The following is a 26,133-nucleotide window of genomic DNA, read 5'->3' on the forward strand; positions in this document are numbered from 1 at the left end:
GGTCAGGGCATCAGCGCCCGGGTCACCACAGTGGCGACGCCCGCCGCGTAGCTGGTGAGGACCTTGACGGGCAGCATCTCCTCCCACAACTCCGGGGAACGCAGGAACGCGGTCGCGGTCGGGAAGGCGCCCGTGGTGGTGTTCGCCCATTCCAGACACGACGCCTTCTTCGACGCACACGACCACAGTCCGGCGGTCAGTGAGGCGAGACCGGCCACGCTGTCGAGCCACACCCCGTAGGTCCCCTCCAACTTCGCGACGAGCGCGCGGTCCTTGTGCTTCACCGCGGTCACGATCATGATGCCGAGGTCGACTCCGAGGCTGATCAGGTCGATCATCCACTTCGCCCGGTCGGGGCCTGGTTCGTCGTCGACGACCTCACAGGCGACGCCGAACGAGGTCGCGCAGAGCAGTAGGAGACTCATCCCCGTCGCGACCTTCTTCGTGATCGGGTCGACCATCGCGATCGGGAGCAAATCGCTCGCCGCCTCCAGCACGGTCGACACGATGCCCAGGGAGAGGTCGAGCGCCTTGCGTTCGCCCGGCGATCCCGGTTCGGTCGGCAGCGGGGTCAGCGCGGCGTTCGGGAAGGCGACCAGCAGACCGAACATCCCCTTGACCGTCAACGGCCCCGTGGCGGTGTTCGCGTGCCGGGCGATGTAGTGCGCGGCCTCGTCGAGTGTCTTGATGCCCACCGGCAGGTCGAACACCGATTGCATGAAGGAGCTCAGCTTCACCAGCAGGTCCAGCAGCGCGTCCACAAGGGCTTTCGCCACATCCACCAAGGCCAGTGCGAACTGTTTCACCCCGCCGAGCACCACGCTGAGCGCGACGGTTTGCAGGTGCCCGTTGTTCTCGTCGATCGCCCCACGGAGCGAGGTGGCGAACGCGGTGGCCGCGGCCTCGAACGCGGCGAGGTGTTCGGTCACGTGGCTCATCGTGCTCTCCGCGGCCGGACCGAACTGCCGCGCGGCCGCCGTGATCGCCGACTGGAGCGAGCCGCCGAGTGGCTCGGCGTGGTTGGTCACCAGGTCGATCAGCCAGTTGGACGGCGCGGACACCAGCTGGTCGACCACGTGGAACAGGCTGGTGAGGTTGGCGCCGCTGCCACCGGCCACGACCGGGGGCACCGGGTCGTGCGACGAGCCCTTCACCGCACTGACCGGGTTCGCGCCAACCCTCGTGACGAGCTGGGTCAGCACGGGATCCAGATGGTCGCGGGCGAACGCGGTCAACTGCTGGCGTGCCGTCGCCTTGATCTCGGTCAGCCTGCGCGTCATCTCGGCCGGAAGCGCGTCGAGCTTGTCCTCCACCTCCAGTTTGGTTTCCCAGATCTGGGCGAAGGGAATCCGGTGGACCAGCCACTCGAGCACGCGTTCGGTCACGGCGCCCAGCGCGCGCATGGCACTGAGGAACAGGTCCACCGCTTCACCCGCGGTCCGCACGATCACCTGGCCGATCCGAATGGCCTTCCCCGCGATCGACACGGTGAGCGACACCGTGCTCGTCGACGCGTCGAGCGCGAGCCGGGTCACGGCCGTGACGCCGGAGAGCACACCGGCCACCACGTCGGTGAAGAACCTGGCGACGTCTCCGCCGAAGCCCTCCAAGGACGGTGCCTCGTCGTCCACGTCGTTCACACTGATCTCGCCGGTCGGCGAGAGCTCCAGCACCCAGGACCCCTTCGGACGCGGCAAGGTCGGGTTGCCCAGCGCGAGCAGGTCGCGCAGATGGTCGAAGACCTCCTGTGCCTTCCTGTCGCTCCAGCTGCTCGCGGTCGGGATCAGCTTGTGGCCGCCCACTCTGGCGGTGCGGAGCGTGTCGGCGGTGAACATTCCCCGGTCGGGGAGGGGAGCGATACCGGCGAGGTAGTCGTGCACGTGCTGAGCGGGGTGGATCTGCGCGCCGTCGGGTAATCCGTCGGCGGCGACGAGGATCGCGGGCGGGGTGAAGCTGTCGGCGCGCACGCTGACGGTCACCGCGCCGAGTCGGTTCGTGCGGGTCTCCAATACCTCATCGCGACCGGGTCCGAGCCTGACCACCTTGCCGTTCACCACGACCTCGGTGGACGTCGTGGTACGCAACCGGACGGGGTACTGCCCCGCCGGCGTCCCGCGCACATCCCGCAGCACGACACGGATCCGCCAGTACCGGACCTCGGCGACCGCCGTGTCGGCCACTCGCACCCGTTCGCCGCTCCACGTGCCGGTGTCCGGGTCCTGCTGGCGCAGCACGAGATGGTGGTCCCCGAATTCGACGGTGAAGAACCGCGGCACGGACTGGTGCAGCGGGTCGTAGTACAAGTCCGACTCGCTCGCGCTCCCGATCGGCACAGCGACCGGAACGCCGCCTTCGGTCGCCCAGGCCGGTCCGTTGTCGGTCCACCCGGTTTGTCGCAACAACCTGAGCCCGTCGACGTCGTTGCCGTTGATGTACACCTTTGTCATACCGGCGTTGTCGCCGATGGCCGTGAGCCTGGGTCCGGAGACACCAAGGGCCGTCCATTTCCCGTCGCGGAACTGGTGAACGGTGTTGGTTTCGTCGTCGATGCACAGGTAGCCGGCGGTCTCACCTGCGTCGACGTAGCTTCCCCGCACAATCATCTTCTGGTGTGCGCCGAACTTCGTCTTGTGCGTCGATCCCGTCTTCCCGCCGTGCAACTCGACCCGGACCAACTCGGTGTCGTTGCACCACGCGACCTCGAACTGACCGGGCCTGAACGCGATCACGGTCCAGATCCACCATTTGGCGAGCGCTCCGTCGACGTCGTACCCGTCGCGCTTCCAGGAGTCGCCGCCGGCGTAGCGGTAGCGCTGCAGATTGCCGTCCTTACCCGCGGCGAAGATCGACGGCTCGCGCGGACCGGGGCCCGGCAGGTACACGACCTTGAGCCCGACCAGTTTGATCTTTTCCTCATGCACCTTCGCGAAGCCGTCGCCGTTGGCCCTGAAGAACGTGATCCTCTGGTCGTCGACGGTGATCGTCCAAAGCCGACCGTCCGGGGTTCGCGCGACCACGACCTCAGTCCGGCGTCCGCCTTCCGCGGCCGGGCCGAACGTCCAGTGCCCAGTGTCCTGATCGCGGTGCAACGTGCGGACGAATCCGTTCTCGATGACCGAAGCGGACAGGGTGCCGTCGGCGTTCTGGTACGCGCCGATGACCGCTGCGCCGCTCGTTGTCATGACGTAGTCGCGGCGCTCGACGAGATCGCGGGTGAGCACGCAGTCGGACGACGCCGACAACGGCCTGCGGTTCACGGGAATCGCCGCGGCATCGACTCCCAGGTCGGACGAAGCTTCGGCAGCACTGGCAGACATGGCCCACTCCAATGGCGACTCGGCTCAGACGGGCGAAATTCCATCATGCACAGGTGGTCAATCCTTTCGGTCACCAAGGAAACCAGTCCCGGTCACACCCGGTGCTCCACAAAAGCTCCCGTCACACGCGATCGGTATCATTTAGACCAGGCCATCGATCAGCTCGCACCCGACCAAAGGGTCGGTCGGTGCTCCGTTGTGATGAACGCCTTATCGGATGAGTGATTCGCCTTGTGAACTTCCACCCCTGAAACCCCTGGGAGGCCGCCGCTGCGCGATCACCGTAGGGTCTCACCGCCGATGGCATGTCGATCTTCTGCGACCCGCGAGTTCTCAATTGTCTCACCGCGATGTCACCATGATCAGATCAACGATGGCGAATGCGCCATCGAAACGAAAACAGCGGCTGAGATAATGCCAAGATCATCGAAATCCTACCGTCACGTGCCACGCTGCCCGATCCTGACTCGCTGGCACCACGCGGAGGATCACACCAGATCGTCACGGATGCGTGACAGCGGGCGCCGGTCGGTCACCGAGCTCGTATACCGTCGCGCCGGACCGGTAGCCGGCGATCAACTGCTCGACCTGATCGGAGCCGAGCTGCCGGGCATGCCGGGGCGGTCGCGCTTCATCGACGGCGGCTTGGGGGTATCGAGGCCGGGAAGCTTCTCGCGGAGCTCTTCCGGGGCCCTGACCTGGTCTCTTGTGTTCGAGTAGGGTCCCTTACCTCCACCACAGGTCAAGGGCCGTCCACCGTAGAGTGGACGGCCCTTTTCGTTGCCCTGATAGCAGCAAAGTACAGCAGTGAAGCTGGGGTGCCGGGGGTTTCGCTCCGCGAGTGAAACCCCCGGCACCGGGATCATGCCTCGTCGTCGTGGACGGTGACGTAGGCGGTGTTCTTGCCGGTTACGGCGTTGGTGGGGTAGCCGAGCACGACTTCGTACGGGATGTCGGCACTCGGGTCCACCGTCGAGTTGTCGTGGACCGGGATGGTCACCGTGGCGGTGGTCTGCCCGGCGGGAATCGTGACCTCCTGCGCCGCTGCGGTGATCTGGGTGCTGGCACCGGTCCTGGCTTGGAGGTGCACGGTCACCGGCAGCCTGCTCGCCTTGGACAGCTGCACGGCGACCGTCGCGTTGCCGGCGTTCTCATTGGCCGTCGTGTCGCTGACGGACAGTTGCGGCAGCTTGGTCGGCACACCGGTGCCGACGGACGGCGTGGTGAACGCGAGGTCGGACAGGAGCACCCCGCCGGTGGCGCTCACCGTCGTGAGCGTGACCTGCCGGATGTCGGTCGTGTCCACCCTGGTCATCGTGGCGACCGGCCAGCGGACGGTGCGCAGCCACGTCTTCGGCAGCAGGTCCTGGTTCCCCGCCGGTAGCGGGGAGAGCGCACCGCTCAGGGCCGAGACGGTGGTGGACTGCGTCCTGCCGGCGCCGTCCACGACGGTGAGCCGCAGATCCGCGGCGGTGTTGCCCGCGTCCGGCGCCGCCCGCAGGGTCAGTGCGCCGTAGCCACTGACGTCGTACCGGCCGGACGGCAGTGCGGCCGCCATCTGGCCCCCGTTCACCCAGGTCAGGTGCAGCATCGGAGTGGCGGGCACGTTCGTGGTGTGCGTCACCGGGGTGAACGACGGGAAGCGGCCGGTGGCGGTGGAGTCGCTGCACGAGGGCAGGCCGCTCTGCGGGGAGGCGCCGGCGAGGCTCGCGCAGTACTGGCCGAGCACCTTGCCGGAGAACGTCACGTTCCCGGCTGCCGCCTGCAGCGGGGCGACGTCGAGCCGCTGCGCTGCGGGCGACTGCGTCGCCTGCAGCACCGTCGCCGCGCCGACCTGGACCGCGCTGCTGAAGCCGCTCTGGAACATCGGCAGGAAAGCGGTTTCCCTACCGAGGGTCATGCGGAAGAAGCCTGCGGTGTACGCGACGCCGGCCGCCCGCTGCTGGTCCAGGGTGAGCCGGGTGCTGCCCGCCGCGGTGCTGCCGCAGGCCGGGTCGGCCCGATCGACGTAGACGTCCCAGTCGTCGCCGTACACCTGTGACCACACGTCGTTGAAGTAGTTGTGGTTGGCGCCCATCATGAGCAGCGACGACTTCAGTGCGGAGTCCGTGCCGCTCGTGTACCGCGAGTCCTCGAAGAAGTGCTGGCCTTCCTGGTTCGAGACGTCGCCGTCGCAGTAGGGCAGCAGCACGGCCATCGGCACGTCGGGCAGTGCGGGGCGGGTCCGGTTGATCGGGGCGATCGGGAGCACGCCCCTGATCCCGTACGGGGTGGGGCGGGCGGCGTTGAGCAGTGCGGCGCGAACCACGCCGTCGCCGCCGCGGGAGTGGCCCATCAGGCCGACGTTGCCGAGATCGAGCTTGCCCTTGAAGGCGGTGCTCATTCCGGGAGCGGTGCCGGCGTCGGCCTTGGCGAGCAGGTCGAGGTGTGCCATCACCAGCTGGCCGCGGGCCAGGCCACCACGGTCGGGCGACGCCGTGCTCTGGTCGAACGCGCCGATCGCGTTCGCGCTGATCGACACGACGACGTAACCCTGGCTGGCCAGGGTTTCGGCCGACCGGGCGTAGCCGAGGTAGCTGGGCATCGGCTTGAGGCCGTTGACGCAGGGCCAGTTCGCGTTGTCGAGCGTGCCGGCGTCCGGGTCGTAGCAGGCGTCCTCGCGGCCGTGCAGGAACACCACCACCGGCTGCTTGCCGGACGCGCCGACCGGCACCCACGCCGCTGCGCGCTCCTCGACCGGCACGCCGGTCAATCCGGACAGCTGGAGCGCGGTGTCACCGAAGTCGTAGTCGGCGCGGGTGACGCCGTAGCGCCCCGTCGCCTCGGGTGCGGACGTGATCGGCGCCCCGGCGGGCACGTCCGTCGTGGCGGTGACGCTGCGGGTGGTCGTGCCGGGCACCACGCCCTGCCACGCCACCCGCACCGACGACGGGTGCGCCGCGGCGGGATCGGCCGTCACCAGGGTGAGCGTCCGGCCGTCCCGGGACTCCTGTGCCTCACCGAGCGACCGGCCGTCAACCGCGAGTTCCGGCGACGCGTCACGCGTCCGGAGCCGCTTGTCCAGCGTCAGCGTGATCCGGTAACCGCCGTCCACCGGCGTGACCGACCATGAACCATCGGGCGAAGCCGCCGACGCGGACGGCGTCGGCAGCAAAGCCAGTCCCAGGGCCAGTACCGCGCCGGTGATCGCCGGTCTCCAATGCTTGCGCATCCGCACCCTCCCAGTTTTGTTGCGGTCTAGGACAAACACCGCTGTCAATCTAGGCCCGGGTGCTGACGGGGTGGTGTCACGAAGATCGTCAAAGCGCGCAGGTCAAGCCGCCGGGTACGGGAGCACAACCAAGTGCGGTACTGCCCGTCACGGTTCCGCCCGCACCGACGGGCGAGACCGGAGGGCCGGACGTGGTGTCCCTCGGGGTGGCCGGAGCACGAGGATCGAGAGACCAACATATCGCCGGCATATGGAAAATCAGATACGGCCCGGCAACACCACGCCGTCTTGACTGGCGGCATGAGCTACCGCGAGCCGGCACGAACAGTGGGCCGCCGCACCCGTTCGCCGGCGCCCTCATCCTCCTCGGCCGCCCCGGCCACGGGCATCACGATTTACGGCTGCGGGCCGGACGAGGCTCCGGTGTTCCGGGAGATGGCATCTCGCTTCGGCGTTGTGACCACCGTCACCGCGGCGCCGGTGTCCGAAGCCAATGCCGGACTGGCATCCGGGAACCGGTGCGTCAGCATCGGTCACAAAACCCGGGTCACCAACTCCACTCTTCTCGCGCTCAGCGACGTCGGTGTCAGGTACATCTCCACCCGCAGCATCGGGTACAACCACCTCGATGTGAACTACGCGGCGAGCGTCGGCATTTCCGTGGAGAACGTCTCCTATTCTCCGGACAGCGTGGCCGACTACACGCTGATGCTGATGCTGATGGCCGTGCGGAACGCCAAGTCCGTCATCCGCCGCGTCGACGTCCACGACTACCGGCTGACCGAGGTGCGCGGGAAAGAGCTACGCGACCTGACCGTCGGGGTGATCGGCACCGGACGCATCGGCGCCGCAGTCGTGGACAGGCTGCGAGGTTTTGGCTGCCGGATCCTGGCCTGTGACAACCGTCCCAAGGCCCCCGTCGATTACGTTCCTCTTGATGAGTTGCTGCGGCGCAGTGACATCGTCACGCTCCACACGCCGCTCACCGCGGATACCCATCACCTCCTGGATCACCAGCGCATCGAGCAGATGAAGCGCGGCGCGTTCATCATCAACACCGGCCGCGGTGCGCTCGTTGACACCGAGGCCCTCGTTTCGGCGCTGGACAGCGGCAGGCTGGGCGGTGCGGCGCTGGACGTCCTCGAAGGTGAGGAAGGAACGTTCTACGCCGACTGCCGCGACAAACCCATTACGAGCAAACCCTTGCTGCGGCTGCACGAAATGCCGAACGTGCTCATCAGTCCGCACACCGCCTACTACACCGACCACGCCCTGCGCGACACGGTGGAAAACTCCCTCGCCAACTGCCTGAAATTCGAAAGCAGGAACCAGCATGGATAGGTTGCAGGTCGGAATCATCTTCGGGGGCTGTTCCGAGGAACACCCGGTCTCCGTCAAATCCGCACAAGAGGTCGCAAAACACCTCGACACCGAGAAGTACGAACCGTTCTACATCGGGATCACGAGCAGCGGTGCCTGGATGCTGTGCGACGGCCCTGGCGCGAATTGGGAAAACGGTCGTTGCCGCCCGGCTGTGCTGTCGCCGGACCGCAGCGTGCGCGGATTGCTCGTGCTCGAACAGGGGCACTACCAGACCATCAATCTGGACGTCGTGTTGCCCGTCCTGCACGGAAAGCTCGGCGAGGACGGTGCGATCCAGGGTTTGCTGGAGCTCTCCGGCATCCCCTACATCGGGTGCGACGTGCAGAGCTCCGCTCTGTGCATGGACAAATCCCTGACGTACACCGTCGTCCGCGGCGCGGGAATCGCTACGCCGAATTTCTGGATCGTCCCGGCGGACGAGGATGTCCATCCCGGCCGCTTCACCTTTCCCGTCTTCGTGAAGCCGGCCCGGTCGGGATCATCGTTCGGCGTCAGCAAGGTCTCTCGAGAAGAAGACTTGATGGATGCGGTGGAGACCGCGCGGCAGTACGACTCGAAGGTGCTGATCGAGGAGGCTGTCGTGGGCAGTGAAATCGGGTGTTCCATACTGGGGAACGATCCGGACCTGTTCGCGGGCGAGGTGGATCGAATCGCGCTGTCCCATGGCTTTTTCCGGATCCACCAGGAGGATGCACCGGAACTCGGATCCGAGAACTCGGCGTTCATCGTTCCCGCGGACATCCCGGCCGAGTCGCGCGCGCTCGTCCAGGAGACGGCGAAGGACATCTACCGCGCCCTGGGATGCCGGGGACTCGCGCGGGTGGACATGTTCCTCAAGGAGGACGGCAGCGTGGTGCTCAACGAGGTCAACACCTTTCCCGGGCTGACCTCCTACAGCCGTTATCCGAGGATGATGGCGGCCGCGGGACTGCCGCTCGCCGAGGTGATCGACCGCACGGTGTCGCTGGCGCTGACGGGGAAGTGACGATGCACGAGGATTTTGTCTTCGTCGACGAGTTCGTGACGGGCATACGCTGGGATGCCAAGTACGCCACGTGGGACAACTTCACCGGCAAGCCGGTGGACGGCTATCTGTCGAACCGGATAGTCGGTACCAGGGCGTTGTGCGCAGCCCTGGCGGAAGCGCAGGAAAAGGCCGAATCCCTCGGCTTCGGTCTGCTCCTGTGGGACGGCTATCGCCCGCAACGCGCAGTGGACTGCTTCCTGCGCTGGTCGCAACAGCCGGAGGACGGCCGGACGAAGCCACGACACTATCCGAACATCGACCGAGCCGAGATGTTCGAGAAAGGCTATGTGGCCGCCAAGTCGGGCCACAGCCGCGGCAGCACGGTGGACTTGACGCTCTACCACCTGGCTACCGGTGAACTCGCGCCGATGGGTGGCGGCCATGATCTGATGGACCCGGTATCCCATCATGGCGCGGCGGGAACCACGCCGGTCGAAGCGTGGAACCGGGAACAACTGTGCGCCATCATGGAGGCATGCGGTTTTGCGCGGTACGACTGCGAGTGGTGGCATTACACGCTCAAGGACGAACCCCATCCGCACACCTATTTTGATTTCCCCATCACGTAGTTGCCGGTGCCGATCGCGTGCCCCCCGGGCCGACGGGATCGCCCGGTGACGGGGGCAGGCGTGCCGGCACCGCGCATCGTGGTCGCCGGCGGCCATTCGGCCGGGCACATCGAGCCTGCGATGAACTTCGCCGACGCGCTGCGCGAGCTGGAGCCCGCGGCCGGGATCACCGCCCTCGGCACCGTCCGCGGCCTGGACACCAAGCTCATCCCGGCCCGCGGCTACCCGCTCGAACTCATCCCGCCGGTGCCGCTGCCGCGCACGCTGAACCGGGCCCTCGTGCGGACGCCGGGCAGGCTGCGTGACTCGGTGCTGGCAGCCGGGTCGGTGCTCGACCGCGTGCGAGCCGAGGTCGTGGTGGGGTTCGGCGGCTACGTGGCCGCGCCGGCCTACCTCGCCGCCCGCAGCCGGGGCGTGCCGATCGTCGTCCACGAGGCGAACGCCCGGCCCGGCGTGGCCAACCGGCTGGCGGCCCGGATGACGACGCACGTGTTCACCGCCTCGCCGAGCGTCCAGCTGCCGCACGGCATCGCCATCGGGATCCCGCTGCGGCCGGCGATCACCGGGCTCGACCGGCCCGCGCTGCGCGACGCCGCCCGGCGGCGGTTCGGCCTGCGACCGGACGGTCCCGTGCTGATGGTCACCGGCGGTTCGCAGGGCGCCCGGGCGATCAACGCCGCGGTGTCCGGTGCAGCCGCGGCGGTACGGGGGGCCGGCGTGCAGGTGCTGCACATCACCGGGCCGGGGCACGTGGTCGAGGTGCCGGACGGCGACCCCGCCGACCCGCCCTACGTCGTCGTGCCCTACGTCCACGAGATGCAGTACGCCTACGCCGCGGCCGACTTCGTGATCTGCCGCTCGGGGGCGATGACGTGCGCCGAACTCGCCGCTGTCGGCCTGCCGGCCGCCTACGTCCCGCTGCCGGAGCGCGGCGGAGAACAGCGGCTGAACGCCGAGCCGGTCGTCGAGGCCGGCGGGGCGCTGCTCGTCAACGACGCCGACCTCGGCCCGGGCCTGGATCGAGACCACCCTGATCCCGCTGCTCACCGATCCCCGGCGATCGCGGCGATGTCGGCCCGGGCGTCGGCGGCCGGCGCACCCGACGCGGACGTCGTCCTGGCCCGGCACGTGCTCGCCGTCGTCGCTGAGCGACGCGGGCCTGAGAGGCGGCGCTGCTGATCGTCATGCGCCGGTGTGCCGCGGCGCCGCGGGTAGTCGCACCGTGACGCAGAGCCCCCCGGCGGCCCGGGGGGTGAGGGTCAGCGTTCCGTCGTGTGCCTGGACGATGCTCTTGACGATGGCCAGGCCGAGGCCGACACCGGCGTGGTCACTGCGGATGCGCTGGGTGCCGCGCTGGAACGGCTCGGTGAGTGTCGAGACCAGCTGGGGGGAGAGCTTCGCGCTGGTGTTTTCGACGGTCACCACGACGGACTCGGCGCGGACGGCGGTGTGGACGTGCACCGTGCCGTGTTCGGGCAGATTGTGGACGATCGCGTTGTGCACGAGATTCGTGGTCATCTGCAGCAGGAGCGCGTGAGAGCCGCTGGCCGGGGCCATGTCGCCGGAGGTCTCGATGGTCAGACCGCGTGCTTCCGCGAGGGGAAGGAGCGTTTCCGTGGCCTCTTCCGCGATGAGCGACAGGTCGACGAGTTCCCGGGTGAAGGACCGCTGGTCGGCGCGGCTGAGCAGGAGCAGCGCCTCGATGAGGTCGATCGCCCGGGTGTTGACGAAGCGGAGGCGGTCGATGAGTTCGCCGGTGTCCCGGCTCGGGTCGTTGCGGGCCACGTCGAGGAGTGTCTGCGTGATCGCCAACGGGGTGCGCAGTTCGTGGGAGGCGTTGGCCGCGAATCTCTGCTGTTCGGCGACGTGTGCTTCGAGCCGTGCGAGCATCGTGTCGAAGGCGTCGGCGAGTTCGCGGAACTCGTCGTTGCGGCCTTCCAAATGGATCCGGTGGGCGAGCGATCCCTCCGCCGCGAGGCGGGTGGCGTGGGTGATGCGCGTCAGGGGCGAGAGCATCCTGCCGGCGAGGACCCATCCGCCCAGGAGACCGAACACCAGCAGGAACGCCAGCGCTGCGACTGCTTTCGGGACGAAGGCGCGCTGGAGGTCGGAGCGGTTGGGAATGTGGATGTACAACCCGGGGATGCGGATCACCTCGGGTACGTAACGCAGCAGGAACACCCACACTGCGCCGAGCAGCAAGGCGCAGGCGAGCATGAGGAACCCGGCGTAGCTGACCGTGAGTTTGAGACGAACGCTCAACCCGGGCGGTCTATTCACGGTCCCCTCCCGCGCGCCCGGTCTCCGCTTCGGTGCTGATGCGGTAGCCGACGCCGGCCACGGTGGCGATGAGCCAGGGTTCGCCGAGGCGTTTGCGCAGGGCCGAAACGGTGATGCGCACAGCGTTGGTGAACGGGTCGGCGTTCTCGTCCCACGCTCGTGCCAGGAGTTCTTCGGCGCTGACGACACCGCCTTCGGCAGCGACGAGAACTTCGAGCACGGCGAACTGTTTGCGGGTGAGCGCGACGTAGCGGCCGTCCCGGTAGACCTCGCGGCGGAACGGGTCCAGGCGCAGTCCCGCGATTTCCCGCACGGGGGGCCGGTTGTGGGCGCGCCTGCGGTCGAGTGCTCTGAGACGGAGCACGAGTTCGCGGAGTTCGAAGGGCTTGGTGAGGTAGTCGTCGGCTCCGAGTTCGAACCCGGAGGCCTTGTCGTCGAGACGGTCGGCAGCGGTGAGCATGAGGATCGGGGTGCCGCTGCCGGAAGCGACGATGCGTTTGGCGACCTCGTCGCCGGAGGGGCCGGGGATGTCCCGGTCGAGGACGGCGATGTCGTAGGCGTTGATGCTCAGCAGTTCCAGAGCGGTATCGCCGTCACCGGCGATGTCCGCGGCGATCGCTTCCAGGCGCAGGCCATCACGGATTGCCTCGGCCATATACGGTTCGTCCTCGACGATCAGCACACGCACAGTCGCGATACTACGAGCTGACGCATATCGCCCGCATATCGAAAACCGGATACCGCCTGGCAACACCGCACTGCCTTCACTGGACGCATGCCCTACAGCGAATCCGTCGTCCGGCGCGCCCTCGGCGAGGCCGAGGGCGCGGTCCCCATCCCCGTGTCCGTTTTCGACGAAGAGGTCCCGGCCGTGGCCAACCTCGACCCCGATCTGCTCGCTGCCCTGCGCAAGGCCGCAACCGCTGCCGCGGCCGAGGGGGTGGAGTTCTTCGTCAACGGTGGCTGGCGTTCCCCCGAGTACCAGGAACAACTACGCGATGCAGCGGTCGCGAAGTACGGCTCGGCGCGGGAAGCTGCCCGGTGGGTGACCACGGCGGAGACCTCTGCTCACGTGGCGGGGCAGGCGGTCGACCTCGGGCCCGCCGAGGCCAGGGCGTGGTTGTCCGAGCACGGCGCCGAGTACGGGCTGTGCCAGATCTACCGCAACGAACCCTGGCACTACGAACTGCGTCCCGAAGCGGTCGAACACGGCTGCCCGCCCCTGTACGACGACCCCACGCACGATCCGAGGATGCAGCAGTGAGCAGCAGGCGGAGAGCTGTCCGTGGGTGTCCACTCGCCGAGGTGCGGGGCTTGACGCATTAGGTTTGTTCTGCAAACCTGATGCGTATGCAATCGAGTCTGGGGGACGAGAACGCTGCCGCGGCCACCCTCGAGGATCTGCGAACGCTCCGCCGCAAGGTCCGGCAGGACCGGTGGGGGTATCCGTTCCCGCTGCTGCTGTTCGGTGCGTTGCTCCTGGTGGCGCCGTACGTCCACCGGAACTTCTGGCTGGCCGGGGTGATCGGCGGTGTCGTCGTGACCGCACTGTGGTACCGGCGGCGGGGCGTGCGCGTGGGGGTGGAGGCCGACACCACGAACTGGCTGCTGGCCGCGGGCGCGGCAGTGCTGGGATTCGCGGTGGGGGCTCCGCTGCTGTCCACGCTGTTCTTCGGGCTGTATTCACGCCCGGAGGTGAACCTGCCGATCATGCTCGGCGCGGCCGTCGGGGTGCTCATCAGCTGGCGCCGGGGTCGCCGCCTCGCCGTGGTCCTGTTCTCGGTACTGGGTTTCGCGTCCCTCGGCGTGTACCTGATCCGCGGCATGGCCGGGCTGCTGGTGATCGCCGCCGGACTGCTCGTCCTCGCCTGGCTCGAACGCAGCGCGCTGTGCGCCGCCATCGGGGTCGCGTTCACCGGCACCGCGCTGCTGGCCAATCTCTACGACATGTCGAACGCGCTGGCGCACACCGGGATCTGGCACCCGGACCTCGTGCACGACTCACGCCTGCAGCTTCTCTGCGACCTCGCCTTTCCCGCGGCCGTACTCCTCGCCGGCGGGCTGATCGCCTTGGTCTGGACCAACAGGGCTGCCCGGTGAGCGCACATCCGACCAGCGGTCTCGACGAGGTCGTCCACCAGCGCCACCGGCTGGGCATCCTGACCATCGCGGTCGAGTCCAAACGGGTCGAGTTCGGTTACCTCCGCACGACGCTGAACCTGACCGCGGGCAACCTCTCGCGGCACATCGCGGTGCTCGAGGAAGCGGGTCTGATCACGGTCGAGAAGGGGTACGAGGGCAAACGGCCCCGCACCTGGATCAGCATCACTCCACGCGGCCGGGACGCCCTCGCCGAGGAGATCGCCGCGCTCTCCGCCATCGTCGACAGCCTGGGTTCCCGTGACAGAACTTGACCTCCTCCCGCGGCACCGTCCACTCACGACCCGTGCACAGTGGACCGGGTTCGGTGGTACTGCGACCCTGGTGGTCGTCACCTCGGGTCTTCCGGTGTCGTCGGTCGTGGCGCTGGCGTTGGGGTTGACCGGCATGGGCGTCGTCGTACTGGCGTGGCTGGAACTGGGGCGTCACGCCTCCACGATCGGGGTCCGGCGGCTGTACCTGATCGCGGCGACCTGGTGCGTTCCGCTGCTGGCCGCGCGGCCGCTGTTCAGCGGCGACGTGTATTGCTACCTCGCCCAGGGGACGGTCGCCGACCTGGGGTTCGACCCGTACCGGCTCGGTCCGGCCGCCGCTCTCGGCGCGGACTCCCCGGTGACCAAGCTGGTCAGCGTCTACTGGCAGGACACACCGGCGCCGTATGGTCCGGCGTTCGTCGAGCTGTCCCGCGTGATCGCGCACTTCGCCGGGCAGAACGTGGTGGCAACGGTTCTGTCGTTCCGGCTCGTCGAACTGGCCGGGGTCGCGCTGATCGCCTGGGCCCTGCCCCGGCTAGCCCGGCGCACGGGAGTCGTGCCGTCCACCGCGGTGTGGCTGGGATTGCTGAACCCGCTGCTGCTGTGGCACATCGTTGCCGGGGTGCACAACGAGGGTCTCCTGATGGGCCTGCTGCTCGCCGGGCTGGAGATCGCGCTGTCCGGGCGGGTCGCCGCCGGTGTCGTGCTGTTGACGGTCGCGGCGAACATCAAGTTCGTGGGGGTGGCGGCGCTGTGCTTCCTGGCGGTGGAACTGGCGCGCCGCGCGACCCACACCCGGGACCGGGTCGCGGTGGTCTTCGGTGTGGCCGCGGGTTTCCTGCTCGTGTCCACCGCGATCGCGGCCGGCACCGGGCTCGGCTTCGGCCGGATCGCGGCGGCCGGTTCCCCGGCGCAGGTGCACAGCTGGCTGGCACCGACCAACCAGCTCGGCTTCCTGATCGGTGCCCTGGCCGGCACCAGCCTCACCGACGCGGCGATCAGGACGTGCGTGTGGGCCGGTGCGGTGGTCGGTGCCGTGGTGGCGGTGAGACTGCTGTGGGGCGGGTTCCACGGCCGGTTCCACGCCGTGCACGGTGTCGGGCTGGTGTTCGCGGCGATGCTCGTCACCGGTCCGGTCGTGCAACCGTGGTATCTGTTGTGGACACTCCTGCCGCTGGCGGCGGGTGTCCGGACCGGACGGTCGCGCTGGGTGCTCGCCGGGCTCAGCGCGGTGGTCGCACTCCTGCTCCCGCCCGCCGCGGGAAGTCCCGGCGTTCTCTTCGCGGGGTACCTGACCGCCGTGTTCCTGCTCGGCGGCGTCCTGTTGCTGCCGCGCACCCGACGGCCTGGCCTCGTGTCCGAATGAGATGGCGAAGGTGCCCGCCCCGACGGGGTGGCGGCGGGCGCCTTCGCCCACGTCAGCGATCGTTCGGAAAGTCCTGCATGACGCGTTTGCCGCTGAAAGTGCCCTCGACGAAGACGGTCAATTTTCGTTCAGGGAGGTTGTGCCGGCCACCTTGCGATGCGCGATGAGTTACGCACTTTCCAAGACCGTTGATGGAGGCCCAGTCCCTCGAATGCCACTCATCATCTTCCACATAGCCCACGTCGTATTGCGCGGAATAGTTGTTCGCCTGGGTGTCGCAGAGCTTGAAGATGTCGCCGTGTTTTTTGATGTATAGTATTGCGCCAGGCGCCGAGATGACGTAGTCCCAGCCACCGGGCGGCGGCGGGTCGGTGGTGGCCGAGGCGGTGGTGGTTCCGGCGAGTACGGCTGTCGCGGTTGCGGCGATCGTGCCTGCGGTGAGCAGGGTCTTGCGGAGCTTCATGATCGGGCCTTTCGGCGAGTTGCGGGTTCAGCCATCGATGACGAGCAAGGTACTGGACCAGTGGTCAATCTGACAAGAGGATCGTTCAACAATCCTCTCGGCATTGGCGTCATCCGCGCCGCACGAAATCGCCCGGCCTGCGAAGTTCGGCAGGCCGGGCGACGCATGCCGGGCGTGAGGGACCGGTCCCGCGGAGAGCCCGGCCGAGGCGGATCACCCCGATGTAGGTGGGTGGTGGGCGCGCCAGTAGTCCGCGATCCGGTCCCGGCCGGCGAGCCAGACGTCCGAGCGGTGCGCAATCTGGTCGAGCACCCGCTGCAAGCCCGCCATGCGGGCGGGACGGCCGATGATGCGCGGGTGCAGCCCGATCGACATCATCCGCGGGCGCCACCTGCTTTCGGTGAGCAGGAAGCTGAAGCAGTCCAGCGTGTACCGCGCGAAATCCTCGCCGGTGAAGAACTGCTGCTTGTAGAACTTGGTGTCGTTGACGTCGAGGCTGTACGGGATGACGAGGAACGGTTCGCCGTCCACGTCCTCGTAGTACGGCAGGTCGTCGTTCACGGCGCCGGAGTCGTAAACCAGCCCGCATTCCTTCAGCAACGACCTGGTGTGCACGGTGTTCGGCGGCCGGGTGAACCAGCCCTGGACCCGCCGTCCGGTGAGCTTTTCCAGTGACCGCACGCACGCCTGGATGTTGTCCCGTTCCTGCTCCCGCGTCATGCCGGTGTGCGGGATCCAGCGGTAGCCGTGGCCGACGAAGTCGCAGTCGCGCTCCAGCAGGGCGGCGGTGACGGCCGGGTTGCGTTCGAGGGCCAGCGCCGAGGCGAACACCGTGGGGACGACGCCATGCGCGTCGAGCACCCGCAGCAGGCGCCAGATCCCCACCCGGCTGCCGTATTCGAAGGTGGACTCGGTGAACAATTCCCGCTCGCCGTCGGGGACGTCGTAGCGGGCTTCGACGAGGTGTTCACGAGTGGTGTCGCCGTCGAGGCCGTTGCGTTCCGCGCCCTCCTCGTAGTTGATCACCACGTCGACCGCGAGCCGCGCGCCACCGGGCCATTCGAAGTCCGGTGGGAATTCCCCGTAGCCCACGAAATCGCGGGAAATCGCAGTACTCACTCACTCCTCCTCGAACGGCCTGCCGGTCCGAGCCCGGACTGTACGGCCCACACCGGGCTCCGCGCTGTCCCACAGTTTGAGGACTGCCCCTGTCCGGCCCGGCGTCCTAGCGTGAGCCGACACCGAGAATCCGGAAAGGACGTTCGATGCCCGCTGTGAAGCACGGTGACCTGACGGTGTTCGCGACGCGCGTGCTGTCGAGCATCGGCATGCCGGCGGACCACGCCGCGGCGACCGCGGAGTGTCTGGTGTCGGCCAACCTGCGCGGGCTGGACAGCCACGGTGTGCTGCGGCTGCTGCAGTACGCCGAAACCGTGCGTGAGGGCCGGGTCCGGCCCGATCCCGCCGTGACCGTCCGCCGCCCGCGAGGGGGGCACCCGCTCGTCGACGCGGGCGGCGGATACGGCTACGTGCCGACGCTGCTGGCGGCGGATCTCGCGGTGCGGACGGCGGCGGAACGCGGGGTGGGTGTGGCCGGGGTGCGCAACAGCCACCACTTCGGCATGGGCGCCACCTACGTGGAGCGCATCGCGCGGGCAGGGCTCGCCGGGATCGTCCTGTCGAACACCGGTCCGGTGCTCGCCCCACCGGGTGTCCGGCGCCCCCTGCTGGGCAACAACCCGCTCGCCATCGCGATTCCCCGCCGTGCGCCGCACCCGCCGATCGTGCTCGACATGGCCATGAGCCAGACGGCCTTCGGCCGGATCAGGCTGGCGGCGGCGGAATCCCGGGAGATCCCGGAAGGCTGGGCATTGGACGCCGACGGCCGCCCGACCACAGACGCACGAACCGCGCTGGCCGCCGGATTGCTCGCGCCCATGGGCGGGCACAAGGGCTTCGGCCTGGCGCTGATCGTCGACCTGCTGGCCGGGGTCCTCACCGGATCGCGGTTCGGCGCCCGGGCCGACGCACATGACCACCCGGACGGCGGGGTCGGGCACCTGGTCATCGCGATATCACCCGAGCTGTTCCTGGACCGCACCGAATTCGAGACCCGCGTCGAGGAACTGGTCGGCCAGCTGCGGGCCGGCGACGTACGCGACGCGGTGCTGCTACCGGGGGAGCGCGAACAACACACCGAGCGCGAACGCCGTCGGCACGGGATCGAGATCTCCGCCGATCTCGCGGCGCAGCTCGCCGCCCTGGCGCGAACCCTCGGCGTGCCGGATCCATTCGACGGGAGTGAATCATGACCTTCACCCTTGCTGCCGTGGGGGACCTGGTGCCCACCCGGCCGCTCGGCGCCGAGCTCCGGCCGGCGGTGCGGGGCGTCGCCGGGCTGCTGTCCGCGGCCGACGTCGCGTTCGGCGACCTGGAAATCGCTCTCACCGACCGCGGGTGCCCGCAGGAGAAGCTCATTACGTTCCGGGCGCGGCCCGGGCTCGCTGACGACGTGCGCGCGCTCGGGTTCGACGTGGTGGCCCTGGCCAACAACCACAGCATGGACTACGGCTTCGACGCCGTCGCCGGCACGATGGGTGAGCTCGACCGCGTCGGCATCCGCCACACCGGCGCCGGGGCGGGGCTGCGGGAGGCCGAGCGTGGCTGCGTGCTCCGGGTGGGCGACGTCCGGGTCGGCTTCCTCGCCTGGTCGTGCTTGTTGCCGCCCGGCTTCGCCGCCGCCGCCGACCGCCCGGGGATCGCGCCCATCCACGTGTCGACCTCGTTCGAGATCGACGGGGCGGGTGTGCTGGAGGAGCCGGGGGCGCCGCCCGTCGTCCGGACCCGGGTCGTTGCCGGCGACCTGGAGCGGGTGACGGCCCGGATCGCCGAGTTCCGCGGCGACGTGGACTTCCTGGCGGTTTCGGTGCACTGGGGCTTCGGCTTCGGTCCGGCGCTGGCGGAGTACCAGCGCCCGCTGGGACACGCACTGATCGACGCCGGCGCCGACCTCGTCCTGGGCTCGCACGTGCACGGTCTGCAAGGCGTGGAACGCTACCGGGACAAGGTAATCCTCTACAGCCCCGGCAATTTCATCGCCCAGCAACCCCGTGCGGGCGTCTCCGCGGACATCCTCCGGATCTACGACGCGATGTCACCGGACGGCTACCTGGCGGTAGCGGAGGTGGCACCCACCGGTAGCTACCGGATGCACCTCCACCCGACGATGACCGGACCGGACGGCCTTCCGGGACTCGCCGGGCCCGCCGACCGGGAACGCATCGCGCGGGAGCTGATCCGGTTGTCCGGGCCCTTGGACACGTCCCTGACCTTCGACGGCGAGGTGGTCGGGGTGGGTGATCGCACGTGCTGACCGTTCACGAACGCAGCGAGCGGCTGCGGGCACTGCCCACGGTGGTCGTGCGTGCCGTGCTCGCCGAACTCGGGATCCGCCGGACCCTGGTGTCGGGACTGCGGCCGGTAGTGGGCACCGGAACGCTTGCCGGTCCGGTCCGGACACTGCGTTACCTGCCCGCCCGGGAGGACGTACCCGGCTCACCGGTGGCCCGGCGGGCGGTGGAAACGCTGCAGGAGGGCGAGATCCTGGTGGTGGACGCGCTCGAGTGCACCGGTGCTGCCGTATTCGGGGACATGATGGCCGCCCGCGCCCAGCGGCTCGGCGCCGCCGGAGTGGTGGCCGACGGTGCGGTGCGGGACGTGCCGGGCATGCGAGGAGTGGGTCTGCCGGTCTGGGCGCGGGGCCTGCACCCGGATCCGAGTTCCGTCGCGCTGGTGCCGTGGGAGGCGGACGTCGCAGTGCGCTGCGGTGGCTGCCTCGTCCAGCCGGGCGACTGGATCCTCGCCGACGACGAGGCCGTGCTGGTGATCCCGGCAGCGCTGCTGGACGAATTGCTGGCTCGCGCACCCGGCCAGGCTGCCGCCGAGGACTTCTCCCAACGGCTGCTCGCCGCCGGGTGGGCGCTGGACGAGGCGTACCCCCTGCCTCAAGATATGCGGACCCACCTCTCCCGGTTCTTGCGGGACGGCACCGTCCCCGTTCCCCATCGGACCGACGAAAGCTGAGGCAGTTGTGAAGTTCGGTATCAACCTGATCAACAATGGGCCGGGCGTCACGCCCGAAGTGCTGACCAGGCGCGGGCAGCACGCCGAGGACATCGGGCTGGACCTGGTGATGATCTCCGACCACGTCGCGATCACCGAAGACGTGGCGGAGCTGTACCCCGCCCCGTTCTACGACCCGCTGGTCACGCTTGCCTTCCTCGCCGGGCACACCAGCCGGATCGAGCTGGGCACGACCGTCCTCGTGGTCCCCTACCGGCATCCGCTGCTGCTCGCCCGGATGACCGCGAGCCTCGACCAGCTGAGCGGCGGCCGGCTCGTGCTCGGTGTCGGACTGGGCTGGGCTCGCGAGGAATACGCGGCGCTGGGCGTGGACCACGCCCAGCGGGCGGCGATCACGGACGAGTACCTCGCCGTGCTCAAGGCAACCTGGACCTCGCCGCTGGTCTCCTACGAGGGCGAGTTCGTGCGGTTCACGGACGTGCGTGCCGAGCCGCTGCCACACCGGAAACCGCACATCCCGCTGTGGGTCGGCGGGCAGACCGGGCCGGCGCTGCGCCGGGTCGCGCGGTTCGGCGACGTCTGGCACCCGCTGCACCTGACCGTGGAGCAGATCCGGCAGGGCGCCCGGGAACTGGCGGAACTCGCCGAGGAGGCAGGGCGAGCGGCACCGGCTGTTGCGCCCCGCCTGAAGGTCCGGCTCACCGACTACCCGGTGAACGGGGCGGGCCGGGTCGCCGGGAGCGGCACTCTCGACCAGATCCGGGCCGATCTGCACGCACTCGAGGACCTGGGGGTCGCCGCCGTGGTGTTCGACACCTACGACCCGGACGCGGTCGGCACGGCGCAAGAAAACGATCTCAAGACCATCGAGCTCCTTGCCGAGCACGTGGTGGACCTGACCGGGGGGACCATCCGATGAATCGAGGAGAGCAGCCATGGCCCGTGACCCCGACGACCGGACACTCGAGCTGGCGCGTCGCTACCGCCAGCCACGCGGAGTGGAGCAGTTCGGCATCGAGGCCGTCCCGCCCGAGTTGCGCACGGTCCGCTGGTACGACATATCGCTGATCATCCTGAACATCGTGGTGAACCCCGGCAACGTCCTGGTGGCGGGGCTTGCCGTGGCAGCGGGACTGTCGTTCTGGGCGGCTCTGCTGGCGGTGGCGGCGGGCACCTCGATCGGTTTGGGCGCCTACCTGGTCATGGCCACGCTCGGGGTGGACCACGGGCTGCCGGGCGAGGTCGCCCTGCGCATGCCGTTCGGCGTGCACGGTGCCAAGATCGGCCCGTCGGCGCTGCGGGTGGTGGCCTCGATCTACTGGTTCGCCTTCCAGACGATCGCGGGCTCGCTCGGCATCACCGCGGCCCTGCGCATCCTCACCGGTCACGACATCCCGCTGCTGCCGGTGAGCCTGGCCTTCGCCGCGCTGCAGATGCTGGTGGCGCTGGTCGGCTACGACTCGCTGAAGAAGCTGTCCCGGTACGCGTTCCCGGTCAAGATCACGCTCACCGTGCTCTTCCTGGTGCTGCTCATGACGCACCGGGAACCGGGATTCGCTGTCGATGAGGCGTTGTCCTGGAACACCGGCGGGCTGTCGTGGCCCCTGCTGGCGTTGTGGATCAACAGCGTCGCCTCGGGCTGGCTGAGCATGATCACCGACGCGTCGAACTGGTGCCGCTATTCCCGCAGCCGCGCGGACATGTGGATCGGCACCGCGTCCGCGGTGCTGGTCGGCACCGTCCTGGTGAGCGCGCTTGGCGCCTACGCGGCGGCGGCCACGCGCGGACAACAGGGCAACGCCTTCGACGTGGTGGCCGCGATGGCGTCCGGGAAGCCGGTCGTTCTCACCCTGCTGATCGTGTTCATCGTGCTGGACAACTGGACAGTCAACGTGCTCAACCTCTACACGGGTGGCATGGCCGTGTCCAACATCGCTCCGAAGATCGGCCGGTTCTGGTCGACGCTCGCGGTGTCGGTCTTCGGGGTGGCTCTAGTTCTCGTGCCCGACCTGGTCAACGGCTACACCGAATACATGAGCGTGCTCGGCACGGTGTTCGCGCCACTCGCCGGTGTCCTGGTCGCCGACTACCTGTACCTGCGGCGGTGCCGGATCGACGTGCCTGCGCTGTACGACGCGTCCCGGCGCTACCGGTACTGGGGTGGGGTGAACTGGCTGGCGATCGGCTGGGTGGTAGCCGGTTTCGCCGGTACCAACCTCCTGCCTGCCGCCGCGGTCCCCAACCTCGTGGGGATGGTTGTCACGGCGCTCGGCTACGCGGTGAGCGCGAAGGCGCTCGCCGGCAGGTCGGGGGTCTTCGCGACCGCGCTCGACCCGGTCGTCCCCGCGACCGCCACGGCGGTGGCGCGCCAGCCGGTGCAGTAGCGGCCGGACCTCGGTCGCCCCGTGCCCTCAGTCCTGGGGGCGCGGGGCAGCCGTCGTCGCGCGGACCACCAGGCGCGGGGGCAGCAGTCGGTGCCGTCCTTCGCCGCCGGCCTGGTCGATCCGGCGGAGGAGAGCGGCGACGACCACCTCGCCCAGGGCCGGCCGCGGCTGATCGATCGTGGTGAGGGAAATGTGCCGCATCGCGGCGAGCCAGGTGTTGTCGTAGCCGACCACCGACACGTCGCCGGGCACTCGCAGGTCCAGGCTCTCCAGGGCGTTGATGGCGCCGATCGCGGCGAGGTCGTTGCTCGCGAACACCGCGGTCGGGCGCGGTCCGGGCCGGCTGAACAGCCGGTGCACGCCCTGGTAGCCGCCCTCCTCGGTGAACTCGCCGGGTGCGACGTGGATCTGGTCCGCCAGCCCCAGGCGTCGCATCGCGTCTTCGTACCCGGCGCGGCGCCGCGTCGCGGCGTGTGCGGTACCGCCGTCGATCAGCGCGATGCGCTGGTGGCCCAGAGCGGCCAGGTGCTCGACGGCGAGCTGTGCACCTTGGTGGTCGTCGCCCAGCACGAGGTCGACGCTGGGCACGCGGATGCTGCCCTCGAGGCTGGCCACGGGCACGCGCCCGGCCACGTCGGCGACCAGTTCCGTACCCAGTCCCAGCGGGCCGGCCAGCACGATCGCGTCCGCGCGCAATTCGATGAGCTGCTGGAGCGCGTGCGACTCGCTCAACGGGTCCCGGCTGCTCGTGGTGATGATGGTGCGGTACCCGTGTTCGGCCGCGGCGCGGTTGATGCCGTCCAGCACCTCGACGAAGAACGGGTTGTGCAGGTCGGTGACCAGCACCCCGATGTTGTTCGATCGCTTCTGCACCAGGCTCCGGGCGGCCGCGTTGGGCGTGTATCCGAGCGACTCGGCGGCGTTGAGCACCCGTTGCCGGCTGCGCGCGCTGACCCCCGGTTCGTTGCGCATCACGCGGGACACGACGGATTTGGAGACCCCGGCCGCCGCGGCGATCGAGAGGATGGTCGGAGGTCGCCGCTCCGGCGACCGAGGGGACGCTGGCACGCAGGCATCCTTCCCGGGAATGAACGCGGTTTCTGAACCCAGTAAACCAGATGTCGTCCCACTCGCGGGGTTGACAACGAGAATTCTGGAGTTCAAGCTGCTTACCACGAACAGGGAACGTTCCCGATTTGTTCCCAGAAGATCAGTCGCCAACGCCGGAAGGCGGTGACGACGCGAGCGAAGGAGAGCCGTTTCGCATGGAGCTCGGCCTGTTCCTGATGCCCTGCCACCCGCCGGAGCGGGACCCGCGCGCGGCAGCGGAGTTCGACCTGTCGGTCATCAAGCGGGCCGACGAGCTCGGCTACCGCGAGGCGTGGATCGGGGAGCACTTCACCGTCGGCTGGGAGCCGGTCCCGGCGCCCGACCTGCTGATCGCCCAGGCGCTGCGCGAAACCCGGCAGATCGTTCTGGCGCCGGGTGCGCACCTGCTGCCCTACCACCAGCCGGTGGAGCTGGCTCACCGCATCGCCTACCTCGACCAGCTCGCTGCCGGGCGGTACATGCTGGGCGTCGGCAGCGGCTCGATCCCCGGTGACGCAGCGCTGTTCGGCACCATGCAGCGCAACCCCGACGGTTCCCCGAACCTGGTCCAGAACCTGGAGATGACCCAGGAGGCGCTGGACATCCTGCTGAAGATATGGCAGGCGGACGGCCCGTTCGAGCACCGCGGCAAGTACTGGTCGTTCGAGTACCCCGCCTACGACGAGTTCCAGGGCGGACCGCACATCAAGCCGTACCAGCAGCCGCACCCGCCGATCGGCATGGCCGGCCTGGCTCCCAACTCGCGCACCCTGCGGGTCGCGGGGCAGCGCGGATTCCTGCCGATGAGCCTCAACCTGAGCCCGCACTACCTCGCGCAGCACTGGGAGACCTACAGCGAGGGCGCGCGGGAGGCCGGGCTCACCCCCGACCGCCGGCAGTGGCGAGTGGCCCGGGAGTTCCTCGTCGCCGACACCGACGAGGAGGCGTTGCGGCTCGCGACCACCGGCGCGATGGGGCGCATCCTCGGCGACTACCTCGTCCCGGCCTTCGTCAACAGCGGCCTGGGGCACTACATGGTCCCGCCGGACGCCGACGTCGAGGGTGACGCCATCACGCCCGAGTACCTCGCCCGCACCATCTGGCTCGTCGGCTCGCCCCGCACGGTCGCCGACCGGCTGGTCGAGCAGTACGAGCAGGCCGGTGGCTGGGGCACGCTGCTCGGGCTGACCTTCGACTTCGCCGACGATCCCGAGCCGTGGTTCCACTCCATGGATCTGATGATCAACAAGGTGATGCCGCTGGCGAACGAGCGGCTCGAGCGGATCGCCACCCGGCAGCGGTGAACGAGGCGGTGGTGGAGGACATGCGCATCACGCGGATCCGCTGCGTGACCTACACGGGCACGCTGGACTGGCCGGGCGAGCTGTGGGAGGACCGCCAGCACCGGCCGCTGGACCGGTACCCCGAGTTCCGCGGGGACGGCGCGGCGTTCATCCACCCCCTCGGCCGCACCGCCGGCGGGCGCTACCTGGTCCGGTCGGTGTTCCTCCACGTGGACACCGACGCCGGGCTGACCGGCACCGCGGGGCCGATCAGCCCGGAGCAGGCCATGGTGATCGCGCGGACCAAGGCGCCGCTGCTGCTCGGCGCCGACCCGCTGGCCGTGGAGCGGGCGTGGGACGTGCTCTACCGGGCCAGCGTGCACGGCCGCAAGGGACTGGACATGCTCGCGATCAGCGCACTGGACTGCGCACTGTGGGACCTGCGTGGCCGGTTCTTCGACGCGCCGGTCCACCGCCTGCTCGGCGGGCCGACACGGCCGTCGGCACCGGCTTACGCCTCGATGCTGGGCGCGTCCCTCGACCCGGAAGCCGTGCGGACCCGGACCCGGCAGGCCGTTGCCGAGGGCTACCGCGCCATCAAGTGGTTCTTCGGGCACGGACCCGCGGACGGTCCGGAAGGCGAGCGGGCCAATCTCGCACTGGCCCGGACGGCCCGCGAAGCGGCCGGTGACGACGTGGACCTGATGTTCGACGCCTGGATGTCCTGGGACGTGCCGTACACACTGCGGATGGCCGACCGGCTCGCGGAAATACGTCCACTGTGGATCGAGGAGCCGGTCATGCCGGATCAGCACGAATCCTACGTGGAGCTGACGAGGCGACTGTCCGGGCGGATCGCGATCGCCGGCGGCGAGCACGAGTACACGCGGTGGGGCCTGCACGAGCTGATGCGCCGGCGCGCGATGTCGGTGTACCAGCCGGACACCTACTGGGCGGGCGGGATCACCGAGATGAGCAAGATCGCCGCACTCGCGAGCGTGCACGACGTTCCGCTCATCCCACACGGCCACTCGGTGCCGGCCAACACCCACCTCACGTTCGCCCACCCGGCATCGACGATCCCGCGAGTGGAGTACCTGATCCGCGCCAACGCGGTGCGGCAGCACTTCCTGGCCAACCCGGTGCGGCCCGTCGGCGGCGAGATCCGGCCACCCGAGGTTGCGGGTCTGGGCATGGACCTCGACGAGGACAAGATCGAGGCCCGCGAAGAACTCGTTTTCGACTGACACGCAAAGGAGCCAGC

Annotated in this window: 22 protein-coding genes and 1 pseudogene; 15 read left to right on the forward strand and 8 right to left on the reverse strand. The window is 69.0% G+C overall.

Annotated elements, in window-relative coordinates:
• Positions 1-2: 2 nt before the first annotated feature.
• From FHX46_RS04885 to FHX46_RS04890, 3 genes and pseudogenes are all read right to left on the reverse strand, one after another.
• A complete protein-coding gene (locus tag FHX46_RS04885) occupies positions 3-3,317 on the reverse strand; it encodes a hypothetical protein (protein ID WP_167111034.1) in 3,315 nt (1,104 codons plus the stop codon).
• Positions 3,318-3,845: 528 nt separating this feature from the next.
• A pseudogene (locus tag FHX46_RS28395) lies at positions 3,846-4,063 on the reverse strand (hypothetical protein); the annotation flags it as partial.
• Between the two features lie 116 nt (positions 4,064-4,179).
• The gene (locus FHX46_RS04890; protein ID WP_167111036.1) at positions 4,180-6,528 is read right to left on the reverse strand and encodes a poly(ethylene terephthalate) hydrolase family protein; all 2,349 of its coding nucleotides are present in this window, start codon (positions 6,526-6,528) and stop codon (positions 4,180-4,182) included.
• A 300-nt stretch (positions 6,529-6,828) separates the two neighbouring features.
• Between FHX46_RS04890 and vanH the strand changes: the two genes are divergently transcribed.
• Genes vanH through FHX46_RS04910 form a run of 4 tightly spaced genes read left to right on the forward strand, consistent with a single transcriptional unit; the run spans position 6,829 to position 10,686 of the window.
• Positions 6,829-7,869, forward strand: coding sequence for a D-lactate dehydrogenase VanH (gene vanH, locus FHX46_RS04895; protein WP_167111038.1), 1,041 nt, complete (start codon positions 6,829-6,831; stop codon positions 7,867-7,869).
• The gene (gene vanA-Sc, locus FHX46_RS04900) at positions 7,862-8,896 is read left to right on the forward strand and encodes a D-alanine--(R)-lactate ligase VanA-Sc (RefSeq protein ID WP_167111040.1); all 1,035 of its coding nucleotides are present in this window, start codon (positions 7,862-7,864) and stop codon (positions 8,894-8,896) included. Before vanH ends, vanA-Sc begins: the two co-directional genes overlap by 8 nt.
• 2 nt (positions 8,897-8,898) lie before the next feature.
• Positions 8,899-9,507, forward strand: a complete 609-nt coding sequence (gene vanX / locus FHX46_RS04905) for a D-Ala-D-Ala dipeptidase VanX (RefSeq protein WP_167121131.1) — start codon at positions 8,899-8,901, stop codon at positions 9,505-9,507.
• 60 nt (positions 9,508-9,567) lie between these two features.
• Positions 9,568-10,686: a UDP-N-acetylglucosamine--N-acetylmuramyl-(pentapeptide) pyrophosphoryl-undecaprenol N-acetylglucosamine transferase gene (locus tag FHX46_RS04910; protein WP_313886026.1), complete on the forward strand. Its 1,119-nt coding sequence runs from the start codon at positions 9,568-9,570 to the stop codon at positions 10,684-10,686.
• A gap of 3 nt (positions 10,687-10,689) precedes the next feature.
• On the opposite strand, the gene FHX46_RS04915 is transcribed toward FHX46_RS04910, so the two are convergent.
• Both FHX46_RS04915 and FHX46_RS04920 read right to left on the reverse strand, forming a co-directional pair.
• Complete coding sequence (locus FHX46_RS04915) at positions 10,690-11,787, reverse strand: sensor histidine kinase (protein WP_167111042.1); 1,098 nt, start codon at positions 11,785-11,787, stop codon at positions 10,690-10,692.
• Positions 11,780-12,475, reverse strand: a complete 696-nt coding sequence (locus tag FHX46_RS04920) for a response regulator transcription factor (RefSeq protein WP_167111044.1) — start codon at positions 12,473-12,475, stop codon at positions 11,780-11,782. Before FHX46_RS04920 ends, FHX46_RS04915 begins: the two co-directional genes overlap by 8 nt.
• A gap of 87 nt (positions 12,476-12,562) precedes the next feature.
• Between FHX46_RS04920 and FHX46_RS04925 the strand changes: the two genes are divergently transcribed.
• The 4 genes from FHX46_RS04925 (at position 12,563) to mptB (ending at position 15,567) form a co-directional block, all read left to right on the forward strand.
• On the forward strand, positions 12,563-13,051 hold the full coding sequence (locus FHX46_RS04925) for a D-alanyl-D-alanine carboxypeptidase family protein (protein WP_167111046.1): 489 nt from the start codon (positions 12,563-12,565) through the stop codon (positions 13,049-13,051).
• Between the two features lie 86 nt (positions 13,052-13,137).
• Positions 13,138-13,887, forward strand: a complete 750-nt coding sequence (locus tag FHX46_RS04930) for a hypothetical protein (protein ID WP_167111048.1) — start codon at positions 13,138-13,140, stop codon at positions 13,885-13,887.
• Complete coding sequence (locus tag FHX46_RS04935) at positions 13,884-14,201, forward strand: winged helix-turn-helix domain-containing protein (RefSeq protein ID WP_313886027.1); 318 nt, start codon at positions 13,884-13,886, stop codon at positions 14,199-14,201. Before FHX46_RS04930 ends, FHX46_RS04935 begins: the two co-directional genes overlap by 4 nt.
• A gap of 70 nt (positions 14,202-14,271) precedes the next feature.
• Positions 14,272-15,567, forward strand: coding sequence for a polyprenol phosphomannose-dependent alpha 1,6 mannosyltransferase MptB (mptB, locus tag FHX46_RS04940; protein ID WP_313886028.1), 1,296 nt, complete (start codon positions 14,272-14,274; stop codon positions 15,565-15,567).
• A 52-nt stretch (positions 15,568-15,619) separates the two neighbouring features.
• Here the strand turns inward: mptB and FHX46_RS04945 are convergent, their stop codons facing one another.
• Both FHX46_RS04945 and FHX46_RS04950 read right to left on the reverse strand, forming a co-directional pair.
• Positions 15,620-16,030, reverse strand: coding sequence for a hypothetical protein (locus tag FHX46_RS04945; RefSeq protein ID WP_167111052.1), 411 nt, complete (start codon positions 16,028-16,030; stop codon positions 15,620-15,622).
• 213 nt (positions 16,031-16,243) lie between these two features.
• A complete protein-coding gene (locus FHX46_RS04950; RefSeq protein WP_167111054.1) occupies positions 16,244-17,149 on the reverse strand; it encodes a polysaccharide deacetylase family protein in 906 nt (301 codons plus the stop codon).
• Positions 17,150-17,295: 146 nt separating this feature from the next.
• On the opposite strand from FHX46_RS04950, the gene FHX46_RS04955 reads away from it, so the two are divergent.
• Genes FHX46_RS04955 through FHX46_RS04975 form a run of 5 tightly spaced genes read left to right on the forward strand, consistent with a single transcriptional unit; the run spans position 17,296 to position 22,497 of the window.
• Positions 17,296-18,342, forward strand: a complete 1,047-nt coding sequence (locus FHX46_RS04955; protein ID WP_167111056.1) for an Ldh family oxidoreductase — start codon at positions 17,296-17,298, stop codon at positions 18,340-18,342.
• Positions 18,339-19,403, forward strand: a complete 1,065-nt coding sequence (locus tag FHX46_RS04960; RefSeq protein WP_167111058.1) for a CapA family protein — start codon at positions 18,339-18,341, stop codon at positions 19,401-19,403. The genes FHX46_RS04955 and FHX46_RS04960 overlap by 4 nt, the downstream gene beginning before the upstream one ends.
• Entirely contained in the window at positions 19,397-20,113 is a 717-nt protein-coding gene (locus tag FHX46_RS04965) for an RraA family protein (protein WP_167111060.1), read from the forward strand. The genes FHX46_RS04960 and FHX46_RS04965 overlap by 7 nt, the downstream gene beginning before the upstream one ends.
• 7 nt (positions 20,114-20,120) lie before the next feature.
• Positions 20,121-21,032 (forward strand): LLM class F420-dependent oxidoreductase, encoded by a 912-nt coding sequence (locus FHX46_RS04970; protein ID WP_167111062.1) that lies wholly within the window; start codon positions 20,121-20,123, stop codon positions 21,030-21,032.
• Between the two features lie 16 nt (positions 21,033-21,048).
• Positions 21,049-22,497, forward strand: a complete 1,449-nt coding sequence (locus tag FHX46_RS04975; RefSeq protein ID WP_167111064.1) for a purine-cytosine permease family protein — start codon at positions 21,049-21,051, stop codon at positions 22,495-22,497.
• Between the two features lie 27 nt (positions 22,498-22,524).
• On the opposite strand, the gene FHX46_RS04980 is transcribed toward FHX46_RS04975, so the two are convergent.
• Positions 22,525-23,565, reverse strand: a complete 1,041-nt coding sequence (locus FHX46_RS04980) for a LacI family DNA-binding transcriptional regulator (RefSeq protein ID WP_208400005.1) — start codon at positions 23,563-23,565, stop codon at positions 22,525-22,527.
• Positions 23,566-23,762: 197 nt separating this feature from the next.
• Here FHX46_RS04980 and FHX46_RS04985 point away from each other — a divergent pair, with 197 nt between their 5' ends.
• Complete coding sequence (locus tag FHX46_RS04985) at positions 23,763-24,890, forward strand: LLM class flavin-dependent oxidoreductase (protein WP_167111066.1); 1,128 nt, start codon at positions 23,763-23,765, stop codon at positions 24,888-24,890.
• Positions 24,887-26,116 carry an enolase C-terminal domain-like protein gene (locus tag FHX46_RS04990; protein WP_208400006.1) on the forward strand — a complete coding sequence of 410 codons (1,230 nt, stop codon included), beginning with the start codon at positions 24,887-24,889 and terminating at the stop codon, positions 26,114-26,116. The genes FHX46_RS04985 and FHX46_RS04990 overlap by 4 nt, the downstream gene beginning before the upstream one ends.
• Positions 26,117-26,133 lie beyond the last annotated feature (17 nt).

The sequence above is a fragment of the Amycolatopsis viridis genome (assembly GCF_011758765.1).
GTDB classification, from domain to species: Bacteria; Actinomycetota; Actinomycetes; order Mycobacteriales; family Pseudonocardiaceae; genus Amycolatopsis_E; species Amycolatopsis_E viridis.